Source organism: Paenibacillus ferrarius (assembly GCF_002027705.1).
In the GTDB taxonomy this organism is placed as follows: Bacteria; Bacillota; Bacilli; order Paenibacillales; family NBRC-103111; genus Paenibacillus_E; species Paenibacillus_E ferrarius.
In genome coordinates this window covers 186,004-203,164 of record NZ_MBTG01000006.1, presented here as the reverse complement: position 1 = coordinate 203,164, position 17,161 = coordinate 186,004, and the positions used below count along the sequence as shown (strand labels likewise).

General features: G+C 47.0%; 16 protein-coding genes. 3 read left to right on the top strand and 13 right to left on the bottom strand.

The window, feature by feature from the left end:
* Nucleotides 1–47 precede the first annotated feature (47 nt).
* The 3 genes from BC351_RS08185 to BC351_RS08175 all read right to left on the bottom strand — a co-directional run bounded on the left by BC351_RS08185 (nt 48) and on the right by BC351_RS08175 (nt 3,482).
* On the bottom strand, nt 48–1,478 hold the full coding sequence (locus BC351_RS08185) for an ABC transporter substrate-binding protein (RefSeq protein ID WP_079410579.1): 1,431 nt from the start codon (nt 1,476–1,478) through the stop codon (nt 48–50).
* A gap of 46 nt (nt 1,479–1,524) precedes the next feature.
* Nucleotides 1,525–2,439, bottom strand: a complete 915-nt coding sequence (gene murQ / locus BC351_RS08180; RefSeq protein WP_079410577.1) for an N-acetylmuramic acid 6-phosphate etherase — start codon at nt 2,437–2,439, stop codon at nt 1,525–1,527.
* Nucleotides 2,440–2,615: 176 nt separating this feature from the next.
* Nucleotides 2,616–3,482: a MurR/RpiR family transcriptional regulator gene (locus BC351_RS08175; RefSeq protein ID WP_079410575.1), complete on the bottom strand. Its 867-nt coding sequence runs from the start codon at nt 3,480–3,482 to the stop codon at nt 2,616–2,618.
* 241 nt (nt 3,483–3,723) lie between these two features.
* On the opposite strand from BC351_RS08175, the gene BC351_RS08170 reads away from it, so the two are divergent.
* Nucleotides 3,724–5,019, top strand: a complete 1,296-nt coding sequence (locus BC351_RS08170) for a 6-phospho-beta-glucosidase (RefSeq protein WP_079410573.1) — start codon at nt 3,724–3,726, stop codon at nt 5,017–5,019.
* A gap of 5 nt (nt 5,020–5,024) precedes the next feature.
* On the top strand, nt 5,025–6,029 hold the full coding sequence (locus tag BC351_RS08165; RefSeq protein ID WP_079410571.1) for an N-acetylglucosamine kinase: 1,005 nt from the start codon (nt 5,025–5,027) through the stop codon (nt 6,027–6,029).
* Nucleotides 6,030–6,422: 393 nt separating this feature from the next.
* On the opposite strand, the gene BC351_RS08155 is transcribed toward BC351_RS08165, so the two are convergent.
* The 3 genes from BC351_RS08155 to BC351_RS08145 form a co-directional block, all read right to left on the bottom strand.
* Nucleotides 6,423–6,743, bottom strand: a complete 321-nt coding sequence (locus BC351_RS08155; RefSeq protein ID WP_079410566.1) for a hypothetical protein — start codon at nt 6,741–6,743, stop codon at nt 6,423–6,425.
* A gap of 223 nt (nt 6,744–6,966) precedes the next feature.
* Nucleotides 6,967–8,205 carry a 2,3-bisphosphoglycerate-independent phosphoglycerate mutase gene (locus BC351_RS08150; protein ID WP_079410563.1) on the bottom strand — a complete coding sequence of 413 codons (1,239 nt, stop codon included), beginning with the start codon at nt 8,203–8,205 and terminating at the stop codon, nt 6,967–6,969.
* Nucleotides 8,206–8,226: 21 nt separating this feature from the next.
* Nucleotides 8,227–9,714, bottom strand: coding sequence for an SLC13 family permease (locus BC351_RS08145; protein ID WP_079410561.1), 1,488 nt, complete (start codon nt 9,712–9,714; stop codon nt 8,227–8,229).
* A gap of 251 nt (nt 9,715–9,965) precedes the next feature.
* Between BC351_RS08145 and BC351_RS08140 the strand changes: the two genes are divergently transcribed.
* Nucleotides 9,966–10,856, top strand: a complete 891-nt coding sequence (locus BC351_RS08140; protein WP_079410558.1) for a LysR family transcriptional regulator — start codon at nt 9,966–9,968, stop codon at nt 10,854–10,856.
* A 75-nt stretch (nt 10,857–10,931) separates the two neighbouring features.
* Here the strand turns inward: BC351_RS08140 and rarD are convergent, their stop codons facing one another.
* The 7 genes from rarD to BC351_RS08105 form a co-directional block, all read right to left on the bottom strand.
* A complete protein-coding gene (gene rarD / locus BC351_RS08135) occupies nt 10,932–11,819 on the bottom strand; it encodes an EamA family transporter RarD (RefSeq protein ID WP_079410556.1) in 888 nt (295 codons plus the stop codon).
* Between the two features lie 227 nt (nt 11,820–12,046).
* Nucleotides 12,047–13,129 (bottom strand): nitric oxide synthase oxygenase, encoded by a 1,083-nt coding sequence (locus BC351_RS08130; RefSeq protein ID WP_079410546.1) that lies wholly within the window; start codon nt 13,127–13,129, stop codon nt 12,047–12,049.
* A 76-nt stretch (nt 13,130–13,205) separates the two neighbouring features.
* Nucleotides 13,206–13,538, bottom strand: a complete 333-nt coding sequence (locus BC351_RS08125; RefSeq protein ID WP_079410544.1) for a hypothetical protein — start codon at nt 13,536–13,538, stop codon at nt 13,206–13,208.
* A 21-nt stretch (nt 13,539–13,559) separates the two neighbouring features.
* The gene (locus BC351_RS08120) at nt 13,560–14,258 is read right to left on the bottom strand and encodes a pirin family protein (protein WP_079410541.1); all 699 of its coding nucleotides are present in this window, start codon (nt 14,256–14,258) and stop codon (nt 13,560–13,562) included.
* A 144-nt stretch (nt 14,259–14,402) separates the two neighbouring features.
* Complete coding sequence (locus BC351_RS08115; protein ID WP_079410539.1) at nt 14,403–15,365, bottom strand: glycoside hydrolase family 43 protein; 963 nt, start codon at nt 15,363–15,365, stop codon at nt 14,403–14,405.
* 56 nt (nt 15,366–15,421) lie between these two features.
* Nucleotides 15,422–16,267: a carbohydrate ABC transporter permease gene (locus BC351_RS08110; RefSeq protein WP_079410536.1), complete on the bottom strand. Its 846-nt coding sequence runs from the start codon at nt 16,265–16,267 to the stop codon at nt 15,422–15,424.
* Nucleotides 16,268–16,270: 3 nt separating this feature from the next.
* On the bottom strand, nt 16,271–17,155 hold the full coding sequence (locus BC351_RS08105) for a carbohydrate ABC transporter permease (RefSeq protein ID WP_244208921.1): 885 nt from the start codon (nt 17,153–17,155) through the stop codon (nt 16,271–16,273).
* Between the last annotated feature and the right edge of the window lie 6 nt (nt 17,156–17,161).

Genomic DNA, 17,161 nt, shown 5'->3' with positions numbered 1-17,161 from the left:
TAGTCATGTTTGGTCAACAGGACTATCCGAAAGGCTTACAGTTTCATTTAGTCTTTTACAATTCCGTTATCGCCAAACGCTGCAATGGCAGCTGCTTTAACAGCCTCATACATCGCTTCAGGCGTAACTTCGCCGGCAATTAGACCTTGGAATTTAGGAACAATAACTTCTGTTTCCAATTTAATGGCTTTGGCACCAAGATCAGAAGGGATATCAGGACGTGCTGGCGTTGCATTTTTGAGCATGTTTTCAACAGCCGTTACGTTCTCAGGCATTCTGTCAATTTTCATGCTTTCAGCTGCTTTGCGCCCACTTTGTGTAATGCCAGCAGCAAATAGATCGTTGTTCGTTGTCGCGGCAACTTTACCGCTAGCTAAGAAGTAAGCTGCTTTGACAACGTTCGCTTTGTGCTCAGCTGTTGGCTCCTTTTTCCCGCGGAATGTCAAGTATCCATCAACAACTGTTGAGGAAGACGGCTTCGCGCCTTGGAACGTTGGAGCTGGCAATACGATATAATCCACCGGAATGCTGTCTTTCACGGCACTTCCGTCATTCGCTTTAATTTTGGCATTGTTCGTTTTGGCGGAGTTCTCAAACGTTGCAAGACCTTTACCTGTGATCATCGTTTGACCCGTCAAGAACATGTTCCAACGTTTCCCCGCGTCTACGGAGCTAAGCTCTTTCGGCATGGAGCCGTCATCGATCAAGGCGCGAAGATCTTTCAGCAAGCCAAGGTAGTTTTTGCTCGTATAGGCATATTTCAAGTCTTTATTGAAAGCGGCAGGCATCCCGGCATTCTTCGCCATAACGCCCAGGTAGTCAATCGCTGCAACGCCTTTAACCGCAAACACAAAGCCATAGCGTGTTTTGCCGTTTTCCGTTACAACACCTTTTTTAATCGCTTGACGGAATTCGTCGTAAGTCCAGCCATTTTGCTGTACTTTCTTCCAATCAATGCCGGCTTTCTCAAGGAACTCCCTGTTTCCGCCCAAAGCATGTACTTCCATATAAGCTGGGAATCCGTATAGCCCTTTGCCGTTCTTCATATATTCGAGAGGCGCTTTGTCATAATCGCCTACCATTTCAGGTGTCGCTGTGCCTGTGATGTCCATAAGCAGACCTTGCTCTACATATTTGGAGATGCTGTCAGAACCAGCGAATGCGATATCCGGCGGGCTGCCTGCATTGACCTGCGTATCCAATTTTTGCTTCACATCTTCCCAGCTCGCTGGTTCGATTTTCAACGTTAGATTCGGATACTGAGCCGTAAAATCCTTAGAAATTTGCTCGAAATTTTTCTGGAAGTTAGGTGAAACCGGTGGAAGCAGCGCTGTAATGGTATCTTTAGCCGTTGAAGTACTTGCCGATGCAGCTGGCGTCGTAGTACTTGCCGTATTGTTGCTGGATTTATCTCCACAAGCAGTTAAAGCCATAGTTAAAGCGACGACAGATGCTAATACGTGCATTTTTCTTTTCATAAAAAGCATACCTCCCAGTATAGGAACCTTTTTTATAATGCGCTTTTTATACAACTTTGATAAAGGTACTTATTGCTTTTTTTAAGCTTCCGTCACATTGGTTCAAGGCTTGCTCAGCTTCTTGAGCTTCCATGCCGGTTTTGATCATCATAATCGCTAGCTTGCAGTTCATCGAAGCTTTTTCCAAATAAGAAATGGCTACGCTGTCTTCTACACCTGTCGCTATCTTGATAATGCGTACGGAACGGTCATACAACTTGATATTGCTTGCCTTCATGTCGACCATGAGGTTGTTGTATGTCTTTCCAAGTTTGACCATCGTACATGTTGTCAGCATATTGAGAACCAGCTTCTGTGCTGTCCCCGCTTTCAATCGGGTAGATCCCATAATGACTTCCGGCCCAACAACAGGCGCGATACATACATCGCAGACAGCAACTAATTTGGAATCCTTGTTATTCACAACGCCAATCGTTGCAGCCCCTAGCTCTCTTGCCTTCTTCAAGCCTGCAATGACAAACTGTGCGCTTCCGCTGGCTGTAATTCCAATCACAGCATCTTTGTCGGTCACGCCGCATCGTTCAATGAGTGCGACCCCCTCCTCTGCGTTATCCTCAAAGCCTTCAACTGCTGTTCTTAACGCCCCATCGCCTCCGGCAATATGACCTTGCACCAGCAGCGGATCAATCCCAAAAGTCGGCGGACATTCAGAAGCATCGAGCACACCGAGTCTGCCAGAGGATCCTGCTCCTACGTAAAACATTCTGCCACCGTTTTTGAGAACCTGATGCAAAATATCAACCGCTTTCATAATCTGCGGTATCTCAGCTGCCACAGCGTTAGGCACCTTTGCATCCTGCTCATTCATCAAACGAAGCATTTGTTCCGTTGTACATTCATCTATCGTCAGCGTATTTTCATTAATCTCTTCCGTAGTCAATCCTGACAGATACTCATCCATAGCCATCCTCCTGTCCTGTTTGTTTGAATTTCATACCTGTATACTAACGAAAAATTTCATCATGGTCAATACATTTTGAAATTTTATTTTATTTTACAATAAAAATTTGATTTTTTATTTTAAATTACAACAAAAAAAGACAATGGCTTTATCTTTCCCTGCCATTGCCTTATTCATTATCGCCGATGCTTGCTGCTGGCGATAATATCATGCGTTTTGCTCAAATACTTCTTCACATGCTTGTATTCACTGCTGGCAACTCCGGCAAAAAGAATATCAATAACCGTCAGCATCGCAATGCGCGATCCCATGGCACCGCTCCTGATCGTTAATTCAGGCGTCGAAATGCTTAAGACAATATTCGCCTTGTCCGCTAATTCGCTTTTGTTATATTTCGTGATCGCGATAATGCAGGCACCGTTCTTCTTGGCAATTTCGAGCGCTTCAAGAATTTCCAGCGTGCTGCCGGAGTTCGAAATAAAGATCGCCACATCACTTTTGCCCAAAAGTGTTGCCGCCGTAAGCTGGCTATGCCCGTCCGTATAAGTATGGCACATCTTGTTAATTCGCGAAAATTTCTGCTCCGCATCAATACCGACCAAACCGGAAGCGCCGATTCCAAAAAATACGATGCGATTGCTGTCGCACAGCACTTTAACCGCCCGCGCGATTTCGTTTTTATCAATGACACTGAGGGTGTCTTCGATCGATTTGCTATTATTCCGAGAAATATTAGAGATAATAATGGACAAGTCATCTCCAGGCTGGATATCCGTATACTGATCCCGCTGTTCTTCATCCATAGAACCAATAGACGCTGAAATACTCACTATAAAGTTGCGGTACCCTTTGTACCCCATCGTTTTGCAGAAACGGAGCACGGATGCATCGCTGGTCTTCGTTAATTGAGCAAGACTCTTGATGGAAAGATGCGGGATATCTTCTAAATTTTCTAAAATATAATCCGCTACCAGCTTCTCTACCGGTGTTAAGCTATCTTTCATTTCCCGGATTTTAATCAAAATATTATCGTTAATGGACATATGTTTTCCCTACTCATCCTAGAGTTTCAGAGCTGAAATTCACTTTCATCATACGTATAATTTCCAAAAAAAACAAGATGAATATCTAAATTTGACGGAATTTGGCATACCAGTAAATAAATTTTTATTTCAAAATAAAACTATCAAATTAAAATTAAATTCCAAATTATATTGCAGATTTTGAAAATACGGTGCTATAATTATGGCATACTTGAGTTAACTAGGAAGGGTGAATACGGGAATGAATTCAACGTTAAAAATAGCCATCATTGGAGCAGGAAGCACTTACACCCCAGAACTGATTGAAGGCATGATTAAGCGAAAAGATGCGCTGCCGATAGCTGAACTTGTTCTGATGGATATTGATGCAAGGAAGCTGGATATTGTAGGAAAGCTATGTGAACGTATGATCCTTGCTGCGAATATGCCCTGCCGCGTCATTCTTACTGAGAACCTGGATGAAGCGCTGCAGGATGCGAGCTTTGTATTGTCACAAATCCGCGTAGGCAAGCTGCCTGCCCGTGTGCTCGATGAGACCATTCCATTGAAATATGATTTAATCGGTCAAGAAACATGCGGTATCGGTGGATTTTTCAAAGCTATGCGCACCATTCCCGTTATGCTCCATATTGCCGATCGGATGAAAGCGCTGTGTCCGGATGCTTGGCTCATTAATTTCTCTAATCCTGCCGGCATTATTACCGAAGCCCTGCTGAATCATTCCGATGTGAAGATGCTGGGCCTATGCAACGTTCCTTACAATATGTTCAAAAGCATTCGTGAAACGCTGCACCTAGACCATCCTAATTTCACTTATGTGGGACTTAATCATCTAAGCTGGATTACCGCAATTGAACAGGACGGCAAAGAATATGTGAAAACCGCCCTTGAAATGGGACTTAACAGCGAAGCGATGAAAAACATCCCTTCCAGCGGCTTTAGCAAAGAAGTCATTCAAATGGTGGGAGCTATCCCTTCCTCTTATATGGAATATTATTACTTCAAAGAGAAGAAGCTGAAATTGCTGAAAGAAAGCGAATTGACGCGCGGCGAGAAATGCATGCAAATCGAGGAAGAGCTGCTCAATATCTACTTGGATTCGGAGCTGCACATCAAACCGGAGCTGCTCTCCACTCGCGGCGGCGCTAACTACTCAGAAGTAGCCATCAGTTTGGTCGATGCTATCTATAACGACAAACAAGAGGTTCACGTCGTTAACCTCCTTAACAAGGGCGCACTGGACTTCATGGAAGACACCGACGCCGTTGAGGTCTGTGCCATCATTGGGAAAAATGGCGCTGAACCGATCAAAGTGAAAGACTTCAACAACCAACACATCATTGATTACATGCGTATGGTCAAAGCTTATGAGCGCGAAACGGTAGCCGCAGCCGTGAACGGCAGTGAAGATGCTGCAATGCGCGCGCTGTTAATGAATCCGCTAGTTGGCGATTACAATGCTGCCCATCAGTGTTTCAATGAATTGAAGGAAGCCCATAAAGCATATCTTCCTCAATTTTTCAATGCAGAGAAGTAAAAGCTATGAGTAGAAACTATATCATTGGCGTCGATGGCGGGAATAGCAAAACCGACTACTTCTTGTTTGATATACAGGGGAATTTTATTGATCACATTCATACCAGCACCTGCAGTCATGAGCAGTTCAAGGATGCTTACGTTAGCACTTTCCGCATTATGAACGAGCATATCCAGCATTTACTGACACGCAATCAGTTGACTATGGCGGATATTGCAGCTGGTGCCTTCGGATTGGCGGGTGCGGACATCCCTTCCCAGAAGGAGCAATTGTGCGAGGTCATTGAGCGCATTGGTTTCACGAACTATGCACTGGACAACGACTCGTTCCTCGGTGTCAAAGCCGGCAGTGCGCAAGGTTACGGCATTTGTTCCATCAATGGCTCCGGCACCGTAACCGGGGGGATTTCCCCCAGCGGCAACCGCCTGCAAGTGGGCGGCGTGGGCAGCGAATTATCCGGCGATGAAGCCGGCGGATTCTTCTTGGCCCGCAAAGTCCTTCGAGCCGTCTATGATTCTCTCTACCGCATGGGACCAGAAACTGAGCTGAAGAGCCCTGTCATGAAGCTGCTGCAAATTGACCGCAAAGAGTTGTTCATGGAGTTTGCCCTCGATGGCATGCTGAAGCGAAGCCTTCCCATCACCAAGCTGGTGCAAATTCTATTTGCCTCCGCCGATCAGGGAGATGCCATAGCTCTAGCGATTCTCGATAACACAGCTAAGCAATTGGCCTATTCCACGGTTGGCTGTATGCACAATCTGGATTTCGGACAACACGTCGACATCATCCTGGCAGGCTCTGTCTGGGTTAAAGCCGAAAGTCCTTTGCTGCTGCAAACCTATAAGGACTATGTGACTAGCATGACCGATCATACTTGTCAGTTCATTATTCTCCAAGTCCCGCCAGCCACGGGCGCAGTCCTATGGGCGCTTGAGCTAGCTCACGGCGGTCCAGTGGATGCTGCGACTCGCGGGAAAGCTATTGAGGCCGTGGAGCGTCGGATTTCTTAGATGATTAAAATGAGTGCATAGATGCACTCGAGGCAATCTAGCAGCTTCGGGATGATTACAGCGAGATAGCAGCGAGATAGCAGCCAGCCAGTCAGCCAAAGCCCCCACGCTGAAAGCCTGCAAAAGTGCAGGCATTTTCGACCAAATCGGGTGAGAATAGCAGAAAGCCTGCGATTATGCAGGCTTTTTGAGCTTTTCCTTCCTGAATTCGGGAAAAGCTCTCCAAAAGATGCATATTCGCAGGCTTTTCACGATTTTGCTGATTCTGAGGACGAAAAGGATGCATATTCGCAGGAATTTGCGAAAAAATCGCGGCATAGACGCTCCGAGGCAATCTGCTGGCATCGGCGAGATTCCTGTGAGATTCCAGCGAGATAGCAGCCAGCCAATCAGTCAGCCACAGCCCTCACGCTGAAAGCCTGCAAAAGTGCAGGCTTTTTCGAGCAAATCGGGTGAAAATAGCAGAAAGCCTGCGATTATGCAGGCTTTTTGAGCTTTTCCTTCCTGAATTCGGGAAAAGCTCTCCAAAAGATGCATAATCGCAGGCTTTTCACGATTTTGCTGATTCTGAGGACGAAAAGGATGCATATTCGCAGGAATTCGCGAAAAAATCGCGGCATAGACGCTCCGAGGCAATCTGCCGGCTTCGGCGAGATTCCTGTGAGATTCCAGCGAGATTCCAACCAGCCACACCCTCACGTCGAATGCCTGCAAAAGTGCAGGCTTCTTCGATCAAATGGGGTGAAAGTGTCTGAAAGCCTGCCAAAGTGCAGGCATTTCCGATCAAATCAGGTGAAAATAGCTGAAAGCGTGCCAAAATGCAGGCATTTCCGACCAATCAGGTCAAAATAGTTGAAAGCCTGCCAAAGCGCAGGCTTCCACAGCTCGCAGCCCGAAGCCTGCGAAAGCCCCCTTTTTTCCCCTTAGACAGAAAAAATCAATTCCCCTGCTTCTTCACAATGCCCATTAAACCGTGCAAGGTCCTAACGAAATCAGTTCCGGACATATGCCCTAGCCCCCCGTAAGCACAGTCCAATTCATTGTAGGCCATGACCCTGTCTCTTCGAATACTGGGACCATAAATGAGGATCGGAACGGGATCACCGGTATGTTCCCCGATTTCACACGGGGTGGAATGATCTGCCGCAAGGGCAAGGTACGTATCGTCCTGCAGCATTTGCAGGATGTTGCCCACCATCTGGTCGAACAGCTCGATCGCTTTGGCTTTCTCGAACGGCAGGTTATCGTGCCCTTTCACATCGGGTGCTTTCATATGCACGTAGACGATATCATTTTCAGCTATTTGTTCGATGGCTAGTTTGGCTTTCAAGTGGATATCCGTATCGATATTTCCCGTCATCCGGCTGTCGGTGATCATCTTGAACCCTGCCAGCTGAGCAACGCCGAGAACCGTGCTTTCCCCTGCAATACAACTCCCTCTGATCTGAAACTGCTCGGCGATAGGCTCAAGCTCAGCCATGCGTCCCGCTCCCCGAGTCAGAATAAAATTCGCAGGCAGCTTCCCCTGCTCCATCCGCTCTTGATTTACAGGATGATGCATCAAGATTTCATGCGCTTGTATAAGGAAGCGATTAACGATAGAAGCAGTTCTGATAGATTCCTCGGAGGCATCCAGCGGCTCTACTTCTAAATACGGCACCCCGTCATTCGGGGCTTTAGGATCTGAATCGCTGATTTTCTCGCTTAAGCCCTCGCCCCGCAACACCAAAACAGCCCGATGCTCCGTCGCCTCTTTGACATAGACCTCTACCCCATCAATCACCATGCCGCTGACAGCCTCAGCGATCAGATTCGTTTGCCTACGTATTCGGCCTGCCCGACGATCAATTACGATTCCCTTCTCGTCTACCGTCGCAAAATTACACCGCAGCACAACATCTCCAGGCTTAATGGTCATGCCGATTCCCAAAGCTTCAATCGGTCCACGCCCAGGGTAATGATGCGGCTGATAGCCGAACAGGATAAGATGCCCCATATCAGTACCTACCGGGATACCAGGACTAATTAAGTTCATCATGCCGGTTATCCCTCTAGTCGCAAGGTAATCCAAATTAGGCGTTTGCGCATATTCCAAAGGCGTTTCATGGTTGAGCAAAGGATGAGGACGGTCTCCCACACCGTCAGCAATGGCCAAAATCACTTTTCTTTTTAGCATGGTTTCCTCCGAAAATGTGTTTTATAATCCCAGTATTTTAAACCAGGTAAAGATGGATAAGCTGATTACGCTTGCACCGATAAAGCACGTCACAATCGCATATTTCACTTGATCCAGCACGGAAAAATAGCCGGTTCCGAAATAAATCGTATTCACTTTGGAATGCGGCGGCAGTGTAATCGTATAGGTCATCGTCATCGCAGCAGCTAACGCCAAAGGCACTGGGTCCATTCCTAGGGACTTGGCTAAGGCGATAAACGCTGGGATTAAGATCGTTACACGCACCGTTTTGCTCGTGAAGATGAGATGGCTGTACATACTTAGGAACACAACCACCACGTACACCAAGACATGATTCATATGCTCCAGTCCCAAAAAGCTGACAACATTCTTGATGATCCACTCCGCACCCTTGGATTTATCAAGGGCATTGCCGACCGCATAAGCTCCGGCTGCGAAGATCATAAGCTCCCATTTGATGTTGGCTTCTTTCCAGGTCAGCACCCCAATTCGGGGAAGCAGGCAGAAGAGCGCGGCAAGCACGGCCGTCTGCTCCGTACTGATAGCGAAGCCAAACCAATCTTTCTGATAATCTCCAGTAGCCCATAGGATAACGGTGCAAACAAAGATGACTAATGCCTTTTTTTCATTCAATGAAAAGGAACCCAGTTTCTTTAATTCATCCTTCAGCATGCCCATGGCATCTTGGAAATTGGACTCCCCTTTGAAAGAAAATAGCTTGAGTCCGATGAAAAATGTCAGCACCATTGTAATGATTGCCGTAGGCATGGAAGCGAGCAACCAATCCATATAACCAATATGGCCGCCTGCTTGTTCATTAATGAAGCCAACTGCGATAATATTGCCTGAGGTGGCGGTCATCACGCCGGAAGTTGCAATCGCATCCGCTTGGACCCCTTGCAGCATCATCACTTTGCCCAAGTTGCTTTTACCAGGCATAGCTTTGTATACCTCCAGCAAAATCAAGCAAATCGGCACCATCAGTGTAGCTCTTGCCGTTGTCGAAGGGACGAAAAAAGCGAGCACAAAGTTAATAATGATCAGGACGAGCAGCGTCCTTTTGGGTGTTTGCCCGAAGCTCGTGACCATCCATAGAGCAAATCTTCGGCCCAGATTCGATTTCATCATGGCTGAAGTAAGGATGAAGGCTGCCACCATGAGCCAAATGACGTCGAAGCCTAATGTCCCGAAGGCGATCTCCTGATCCTTCACAGCTCCGGTTAACGGAAGCAGCAAAATAGCCATAATCGATGTTAAATAAATCGGAATCGGTGTCGTTATCCAAAGAATCAATGAAGCTGTAAAAATAGCAATCGCTTTCTGAGCTTCTATCGTCAGCCCTGCCGGCGTAGGCATGAAAAATAAAAGCAGCCCTACAACAGCCGCAAGCGGGATTCCCCACTTTTTCATCAAATCTTCCACTTTGCTTTTCTTCTGGAGAGGTGGTTCCTTGCCATCCTTTTCCGTGGCAGCTAGGATTTGGGTCATCGTACATTCTCCTCAACTCATTAATGTATTCGCTTTCAAACCAGTATAACGATGAGGCCGGTTTCTCACTTCCTGCTTAATAATCACTCCTATCCACATCATTTGACATCCCCTTAATTACCTGGCAACACTTTCATTATAAGAATCGAGTTACTATTATACAATTTGATTGTATTTTGATTATAATAAGATAATCTTATAGTTATTTCATGAATGATAGTTTACTGAATGAATTGTGGTGACAAGGCATTATGAACGTAAACAAATTACAAACCTTTATTACGCTCTCCGAATGTCTTAATTTTACGGAGGCCGCTGAGCTGCTCTATTGCTCTCAACCGTCTGTCAGTATGCAGATTCAGAGCATCGAAGAAGAATTAGGCGTTCCCCTTTTTGACCGAATCGGAAAAAAACTGTACTTAACGAAGCAAGGCGAGCAATTCAAACCCTACGCTGAACAAATCATTAATTTGCTTCACTCGGCTAAGGACCATATGAGGCAGCTGGAGGATCTATCCTTCGGAACCTTATCTATCGGGGCAAGCAACTTTGTCGGAGTTTACCTGCTTCCCAGCATGCTGCGCACGTATTCAACGGCATTTCCCAATATTAAAATCAATATGAATATCACGTCTTCCAACCACCTGCTTCACATGCTCGATACGAATAAAGTGGATTTCTTAGTGCTGTCCGATCGGGTACGGATTGACGAAGCCCGCTATCAACGGACGACTTTTTATCAAGATGAACTTGTTCTGATCGTGAATCCTTTGCACAGACTGGCGCAGAAGAAGGAATGCACACTGGAAGACTTGGTGAATGAAACCTTGATTCTCAAACCGGATAAATCCGCTACACGTCTTTACCTGGAAGATCAATTTAAAGAGCACGGATTCGCCCCTCCCAACTATTTGGAAATCAGCAATTTGGAAGGCATCAAACAAGGCGTCATTCATAATCTAGGCGTCTCCATCGTTTCCAGCTTCGCGATTCAGCAGGAAATTAATTATGGCTTGCTGGTCAAAGTGCCTGTCCAAGGCATTCAATTTCTACGAGGGATCAGTTATGTCCATCATCGCAATAAACATTTTTCGCCAGCAGCCAAGCAGTTCCTTCCACTATTGAAGCAGCCCCATTCATGAGCAGCATATGCCGCTTGACTGCGCCTTCTGAAGCAAATGAAAAACCGTCCGAGAGCAGTCTCTCGAACGGTTCTATTAATTCGCCTTCGCTGCGGCGGTCCTTGACACTTTCATAGAAGCCAATGCATAAACGATCAGCGCTGTCCAGATGAAGGCAAAGCTGACGAGGAGCATCGGAGAAAACTTTTCTTTGAATACGAATATACTGAGCAGCAATGTGATGGATGGACCAATGTATTGAATGAATCCCAGCATCGAAAGCGGAAGACGGGAAGCCGCTTTGGCAAACCACAGCAAGGGCAGCGCAGTGGCCACACCTGAGAGTAGCAGCATGATCAAAGAGATCGGCGGCAATGACCACGCGGAATCTTGATGAGCGGCATGCAAGTAGATAATATAGGCGAGGGCTATCGGAAAGACAACCGTCGTCTCGCCTGCAAGTCCAATAGAGGCATCATAGGAAACTCTCTTTTTCACTAGACTATATAAGCCAAAGGTAGATGCTAATGTCAGAGAAATCCATGGGAATCGGCCATAATCAATCGTTGCCAGGATAACTCCGATTCCTGCCAGAGCAACCGCCAGCCATTGACTGCCCGTTGGCTTCTCCTTAAGAAAAAGCACAGCCAGCATAACATTAAACAGCGGAGTAATATAGTAGCCAAGACTCGTCTCGATCACATGACCGTTGTTGACAGCCCAAATAAAGATGAGCCAATTCGAGCTGATGAGAATGCCGCTAGCCCCGATGAGCAGCAGTATTCTTCCATTCGTCGCGATCTTGCGAATTTCCGGCCAGCGCCCCTTGCTTAGCAGCAAGAAAATAGCCATGAACACAAAAGACCACGTAATTCGGTGAGACAAGATCTCCCCTGCGAGCAGCGATTCAAACGATTTCCAATATAATGGCAGCAAGCCCCATGCGATATAAGCAAGGATAGCGTACCAGAGCCCTTTTTTCATAGCAAAATCCTCTTTTCAGATATCTAGCAACACAAAACAAGCGACTCTACGATTATGCTTTGGCCACCGGTCAATTTTCAGTCGTTCTATTGTAACATAGCGTGTCTTCTTTTGTCCGTATTATCTATAAATTGGCGGATCTGCTCTTCGCTGCCAAGACGGCATGCAAAAGCCTGCGCACACTCGACCAAACAACGGTGAACGACACGCAGGCCTAAAGATATTTTTTATTCATTCCGGTAGAAAAAATTAGGCAGCTTCACTTCATTCTTATAGTGCTGATGAAACACATGCGTCGTCGCCGGTGACAGCGGTGGAATTAACCAAGACCAGTCACCGGTCACATCGCGACCCGTTTTCTGCTCATTGTCTTCAAAGCGCTGAAACTGTCTGGCAGCCGTATGATGATCCACAATAGCAACCCCTTGCTGCTGATAGGAATGCAGCACGGCGATATTCAGCTCAACCAGGGCACGATCCTTCCACAAGGACGCATCTCGCCGGGTATCCAGCCCCATAATCGCTGCCACATGCGGCAGCAGGTTGTACCTGGCCTCATCCGCGAAGTTGCGCGCGCCAATCTCGGTTCCCATGTACCAGCCATTAAACGGAGCTGCGGTGTAGGAGATACCGCCGATTTCAAGCCGCATGTTCGAGACGATCGGTACGGCATACCATTGCAGCTTCAACTGCTCGAAAGCCACTATCTCCGGATGCGAGATTCGTACTTCCAAAAGTAAGCTGCTAGGTATTTCGAACAAGCGTGGTGCTCTTTCTCCGATTTGCACGACGAGCGGCAGCACATCAAAACGAGTTCCCGCCCCTTGCCAACCAAGAGCTAGGCATTGCTTCGTAAAATGCAAGGATGCCGGGTCGCCTACCAGCCCTTCCTCCGTCTCATAGCAAGCATAGCGAATAAGCTGTTCATTCCAGATCTGAAACGCCTCTCCCTTATCATGTACAGGTGGGAAGATGGTCGTCACCGGGCGAATTTTCCCGCCATTGGTCGCGACTTCAATATGCTTGAAAAGCGCCTCAGCCATCTGCTCTTCGGTCACAATATGCCGCGCATCGTGAACCCTCAGCGTCTCCCAGAACAATCGCCCAATACAGCGGTTGCTGTTGCGCCATGCCATTTTGGCACCGTGCTCCAGCTCTTCCGTCGTATGCTCGTAGCAGCCCTTGTGCTGGATAGCTTGCGTAATATCTGCTAGGCGGCTGTTCGTTTCGGCTTCGCTTTTGCCTAATTCGCTATAACATTCTTGGATAAAAGGGATTGCCTTCACCAGTAGTTGATCCTGAACTTTCATGCGTAGGACTCCATTCCAATATTCATGGCAGCTTGCTCTGGATGATATCCCCTTAACAGCTCCCCTTGATGTGATTTTACAATTGTGCGCTGAACTGTTCTGGAATATAAACGATTTGGGATTTGGCAACAATCGTCAATTCGCCAGTTTCCTCCGCATAATGAACCGAATCGTCGCCTACATAAAACCATAATTTCTGCGTGGGCTCATTCTCGATTTCTTGAAAGATGAATACATTCAGCTCATTTTTCCATTTCAAAAGCTCCGCAATGTGCTCAGCTTTCTCTATTTGCACGGTAAAAATCCATTGGTCTTCGACCTGCTTCCACGTATAAGGGATAGGATTTTTGCCTGTATCAATAAATGCTCGACCGCCTACCGCATGTTTAACCAAAAAGATTTCCTTCATTGCCGCAGCCTCCTTCCTCCATTATGGCAGATCTATCAACATGAAATGAGTATCTTCCAGCGCTTGGATAGTGACGGTTTGTTCAGCTTGCATACGCGCACTGTCCTTCGTTTCCAGCATAACCTCATTGGCTGAACATTTGCCGCTGATCACCATGAGAAAAATGCGGCGATTCTCGCCTTGTGTGAAAACAAGCTCTTTCCCTGCTTCCAATTTGCTCAAATAAATGCTCATATCTTGATGAATCTTCGCTTTGTGTTCCCCGCCTTCAGGCGTAACCACAGGCAGAAGAGCATTGATCATCGCGTCAGGCTCGTAGGTGACATTCTCGAAAGAGGGCTCCATCCCCCGCTTCTCCGGCATAAACCATAGCTGGAACAGGCTCATCGGTTCCGTTTCTGATGCATTGTATTCGGCATGAATGACGCCGCTGCCCGCAGACATCCGCTGAACGCCATTGGCTGCTGTTACCGCAACATGCCCCAGACTATCTTCATGCTTAATAGCTCCGCTAAGAACGATGCTGACAATCTCCATATCGCTATGCGGATGCGGGCCAAATCCCCGACCGGCGGCAATATCATCGTCATTGCATACACGCATAACCCCGAAACCAACGTTCTCTTCATCAAAATAATCGCCGAATGAGAAGTTCTTATAGCTCTTCAGCCAGCCTAAATCGGTCGCATTGCGCGTGTGCGCGGGAAATACTTGGATCATAGCAATCGCCTCCTTGATTAAGTACTCTTAGCTTAACACATTCAGACAACCCACATCCATGTCAGAACGGTGGCAGAATCTTTTCTGAAACAGCAAAAAACCTCTTCCCTCACAAACAGCGAGGTAGAGGTTCAGAAGCAAATTCTAATCAGCCAATACAGAGCCCACAAAATCTGGCGTGCCATCCTCGTGCCATTTCAGCACACGCACAAAGGTGTGACGATTGGGATCATACAGGGGATCGCCTGCAATTTCCTTGTAATTTCTGGCATGGAAAACGAAGATATCCTCGGTGCCGTCCTCTGACAATGTGAAACTATTGTGTCCGGGCCCGAAGAGGCGGATACTTGCATCGGTCGTCAGAACAGGCGAGGTCGATTTCGTCCAAGCTTGCGGGTCCAGCAGATCAGCATCCTCCGACGCTGTTAACAGCCCCATGCAATAGTTAAAATCTGTCGCACTCGCTGAGAAGCTGATATAAATGCGCCCTCCCCTTTTCAGCACCGCGGCGCCTTCATTCACCTTGAAGCCGATGATTTCCCAATCATACTCCGGCGTCGTAATCATGACCTGTTTGCCGCGAAGCGTCCATGGGCTGCTCATTTCTGAGATGTAAAGATTGGAATTACCGGGAATATTCAAGTCTTTCTGCGCCCAAACCAAATACCGGACACCACGATGCTCGAAAGTAGTTGCATCCAGTGCAAAGCTTTCCCACTCGGTGCGGAGCTGCCCCTTCTCTACCCACTCCCCTTCAAGCGGGTTGGCGGAACTATTTTCGAGCACATACATCCGATGATCAAAAAGCCCTTCATTCGTTTCCGTCGTTCTCGCAGCAGCAAAATAGATATACCACTTGCCCGCTACAAAATGGAGCTCAGGCGCCCATATATTGGCACTTAAGGGACCTTCGGCATATTTACGCCATGCCACGACAGGCTGAGCCTCTTTCAAGCCTGCAATCGTCGCCGAACGCCGCACTTCAATTCGATCATATTCCGGTACCGAAGCGGTAAAATAATAATAGCCATCTGTGTGTTTATACATCCATGGATCAGCGCGCTGCTCCAAAAATGGTGTGATATAGCTGGTTTCTAGGTTCCCCATCGTTATTCTCCTTTGATACTGTCTGTGTAGTTGAGGCTTGTCATTCTCCCCGTCCCTTATCCTTTCACTCCGCCAACAGTAAGGCCCGATACAAAGAACCGTTGGAAGAAAATGAAGACGATAAGGATAGGCACGATTGCCAGTACGGAACCGGCAATGAGGATGTCGTAGTTATTGCCGTAAGGCGTTATAAGACTGGACAAGCCGATCGGCAGGGTCAGCTTATCGCCTGTTTTGAGCACAATCAATGGCCAAACAAAGCTGTTCCAGCTCGCAAGAGCTTGCAGGATAGCCATGGCACCGAAAGCCGGCGCCATAAGCGGCATCATGATTTTGAAAAAGATGCCATATTCTGAACAGCCGTCAATCCGCCCAGCATCAAGGAAATCCCTGGGCAGTCCTCCGGCATACTGCCGGAAGAAGAAGATCGGCAGCGGAGCCACAACGAATGGCAAAATGACCCCGCTGTACGTATCGATCAAGTGAAAGGCAATCATCTGCTTATACAAAGGAAGCATAATAATTTCCACGGGCACCATCATGACCAGAAGGACAAAGAGGAATATGAGATTCCTCCCCCTAAACCGATACATCGCTATGCCGTAGCCCACCATCGAAGACAGCAGCAGACACAATGCGGTGTACACAATCGAGATCACAATACTGTTTTTGTACCAAATCAGGTACTTCTTCGCTGCTGCCGAAAATAAGAACGCATAGTTATGGAACGATAATAGTTCAGGCTGAAGCTTCACATTAAGTCCATACCGCAGCATTTCCTTCGACGGCTTTAATGAAGCTAACGCAAGACTGTAGAACGGGAACAGCGCCAGCGCAGCAAGTACGATGAACAATAAGAACAGCAAGGAGGTTTGCAGGAATTTATGTCGTTGTATCTGCATGCCCTAATCCTCCTTCCTGAACAATCCAAAAAATTTCAGCTGAATGACATTTAACACCATCGTAATCGCAAGCAAAGTAATCCCAACCGCCGAACCAAAGCCTAGATTATTTTTCTCAATGCCTTCACGATACAACAGACCAATCATTGTCAAACCAATGTCATTCGGGGAGCGGTTGCCGTTCCAGAGAATAAAGCTTTCCGTAAACATGGAGTACCCGCCATAGATGGAAATCGTAATCACATAAATAGCGACAGGCTTCAATAAAGGAAGTGTAATTCGCCAAAAGCGATCCCACGTGTTAGCCCCGTCAATCTCCGCTGATTCATATAGCTCATGCGGGATGCTCTGAAGCGCCGACAGGAAATAAATAATATTAACCCCAGTGAAACGCCAAGTGGCCAGAATCACCATAACTAACATGCCTGTCGCAGAATTCGTCAACCAATTGATCGTTGGCATGCCCAGCAAATGACGAAAAGCATTCATCACCGAATCGTCCAAGCTGCCGAAAACAAGTCGGAATATAGTTCCCGCCACAACGACCGATGTGAGAGAAGGAATAAACAAAGCGGAACGGAAAAACGCACTCGCTTTAGTCAGCTTCGCATTTAGAAATACAGCAAGTACTAACGGCAATGGAATAAGCACCAACAGCGTCCAAAACGTGTATCTGCTGCTGTTTTTTAACGCCGTGAAGAACGATTCACTCCATAAATTCTTATAATTCGCTAATCCAATGAAATGAGTTTGTCCAGGCAGCACTTCTTGAAAACTCATCATAATCGTGGATATCACCGGATATGCGAAGAAGATAAGAAACGACAGCACAAAAGGCAAAACGAATACATAGGGAGCCACCCGGGAGGAATACAGAAATTTATTCATATCGTC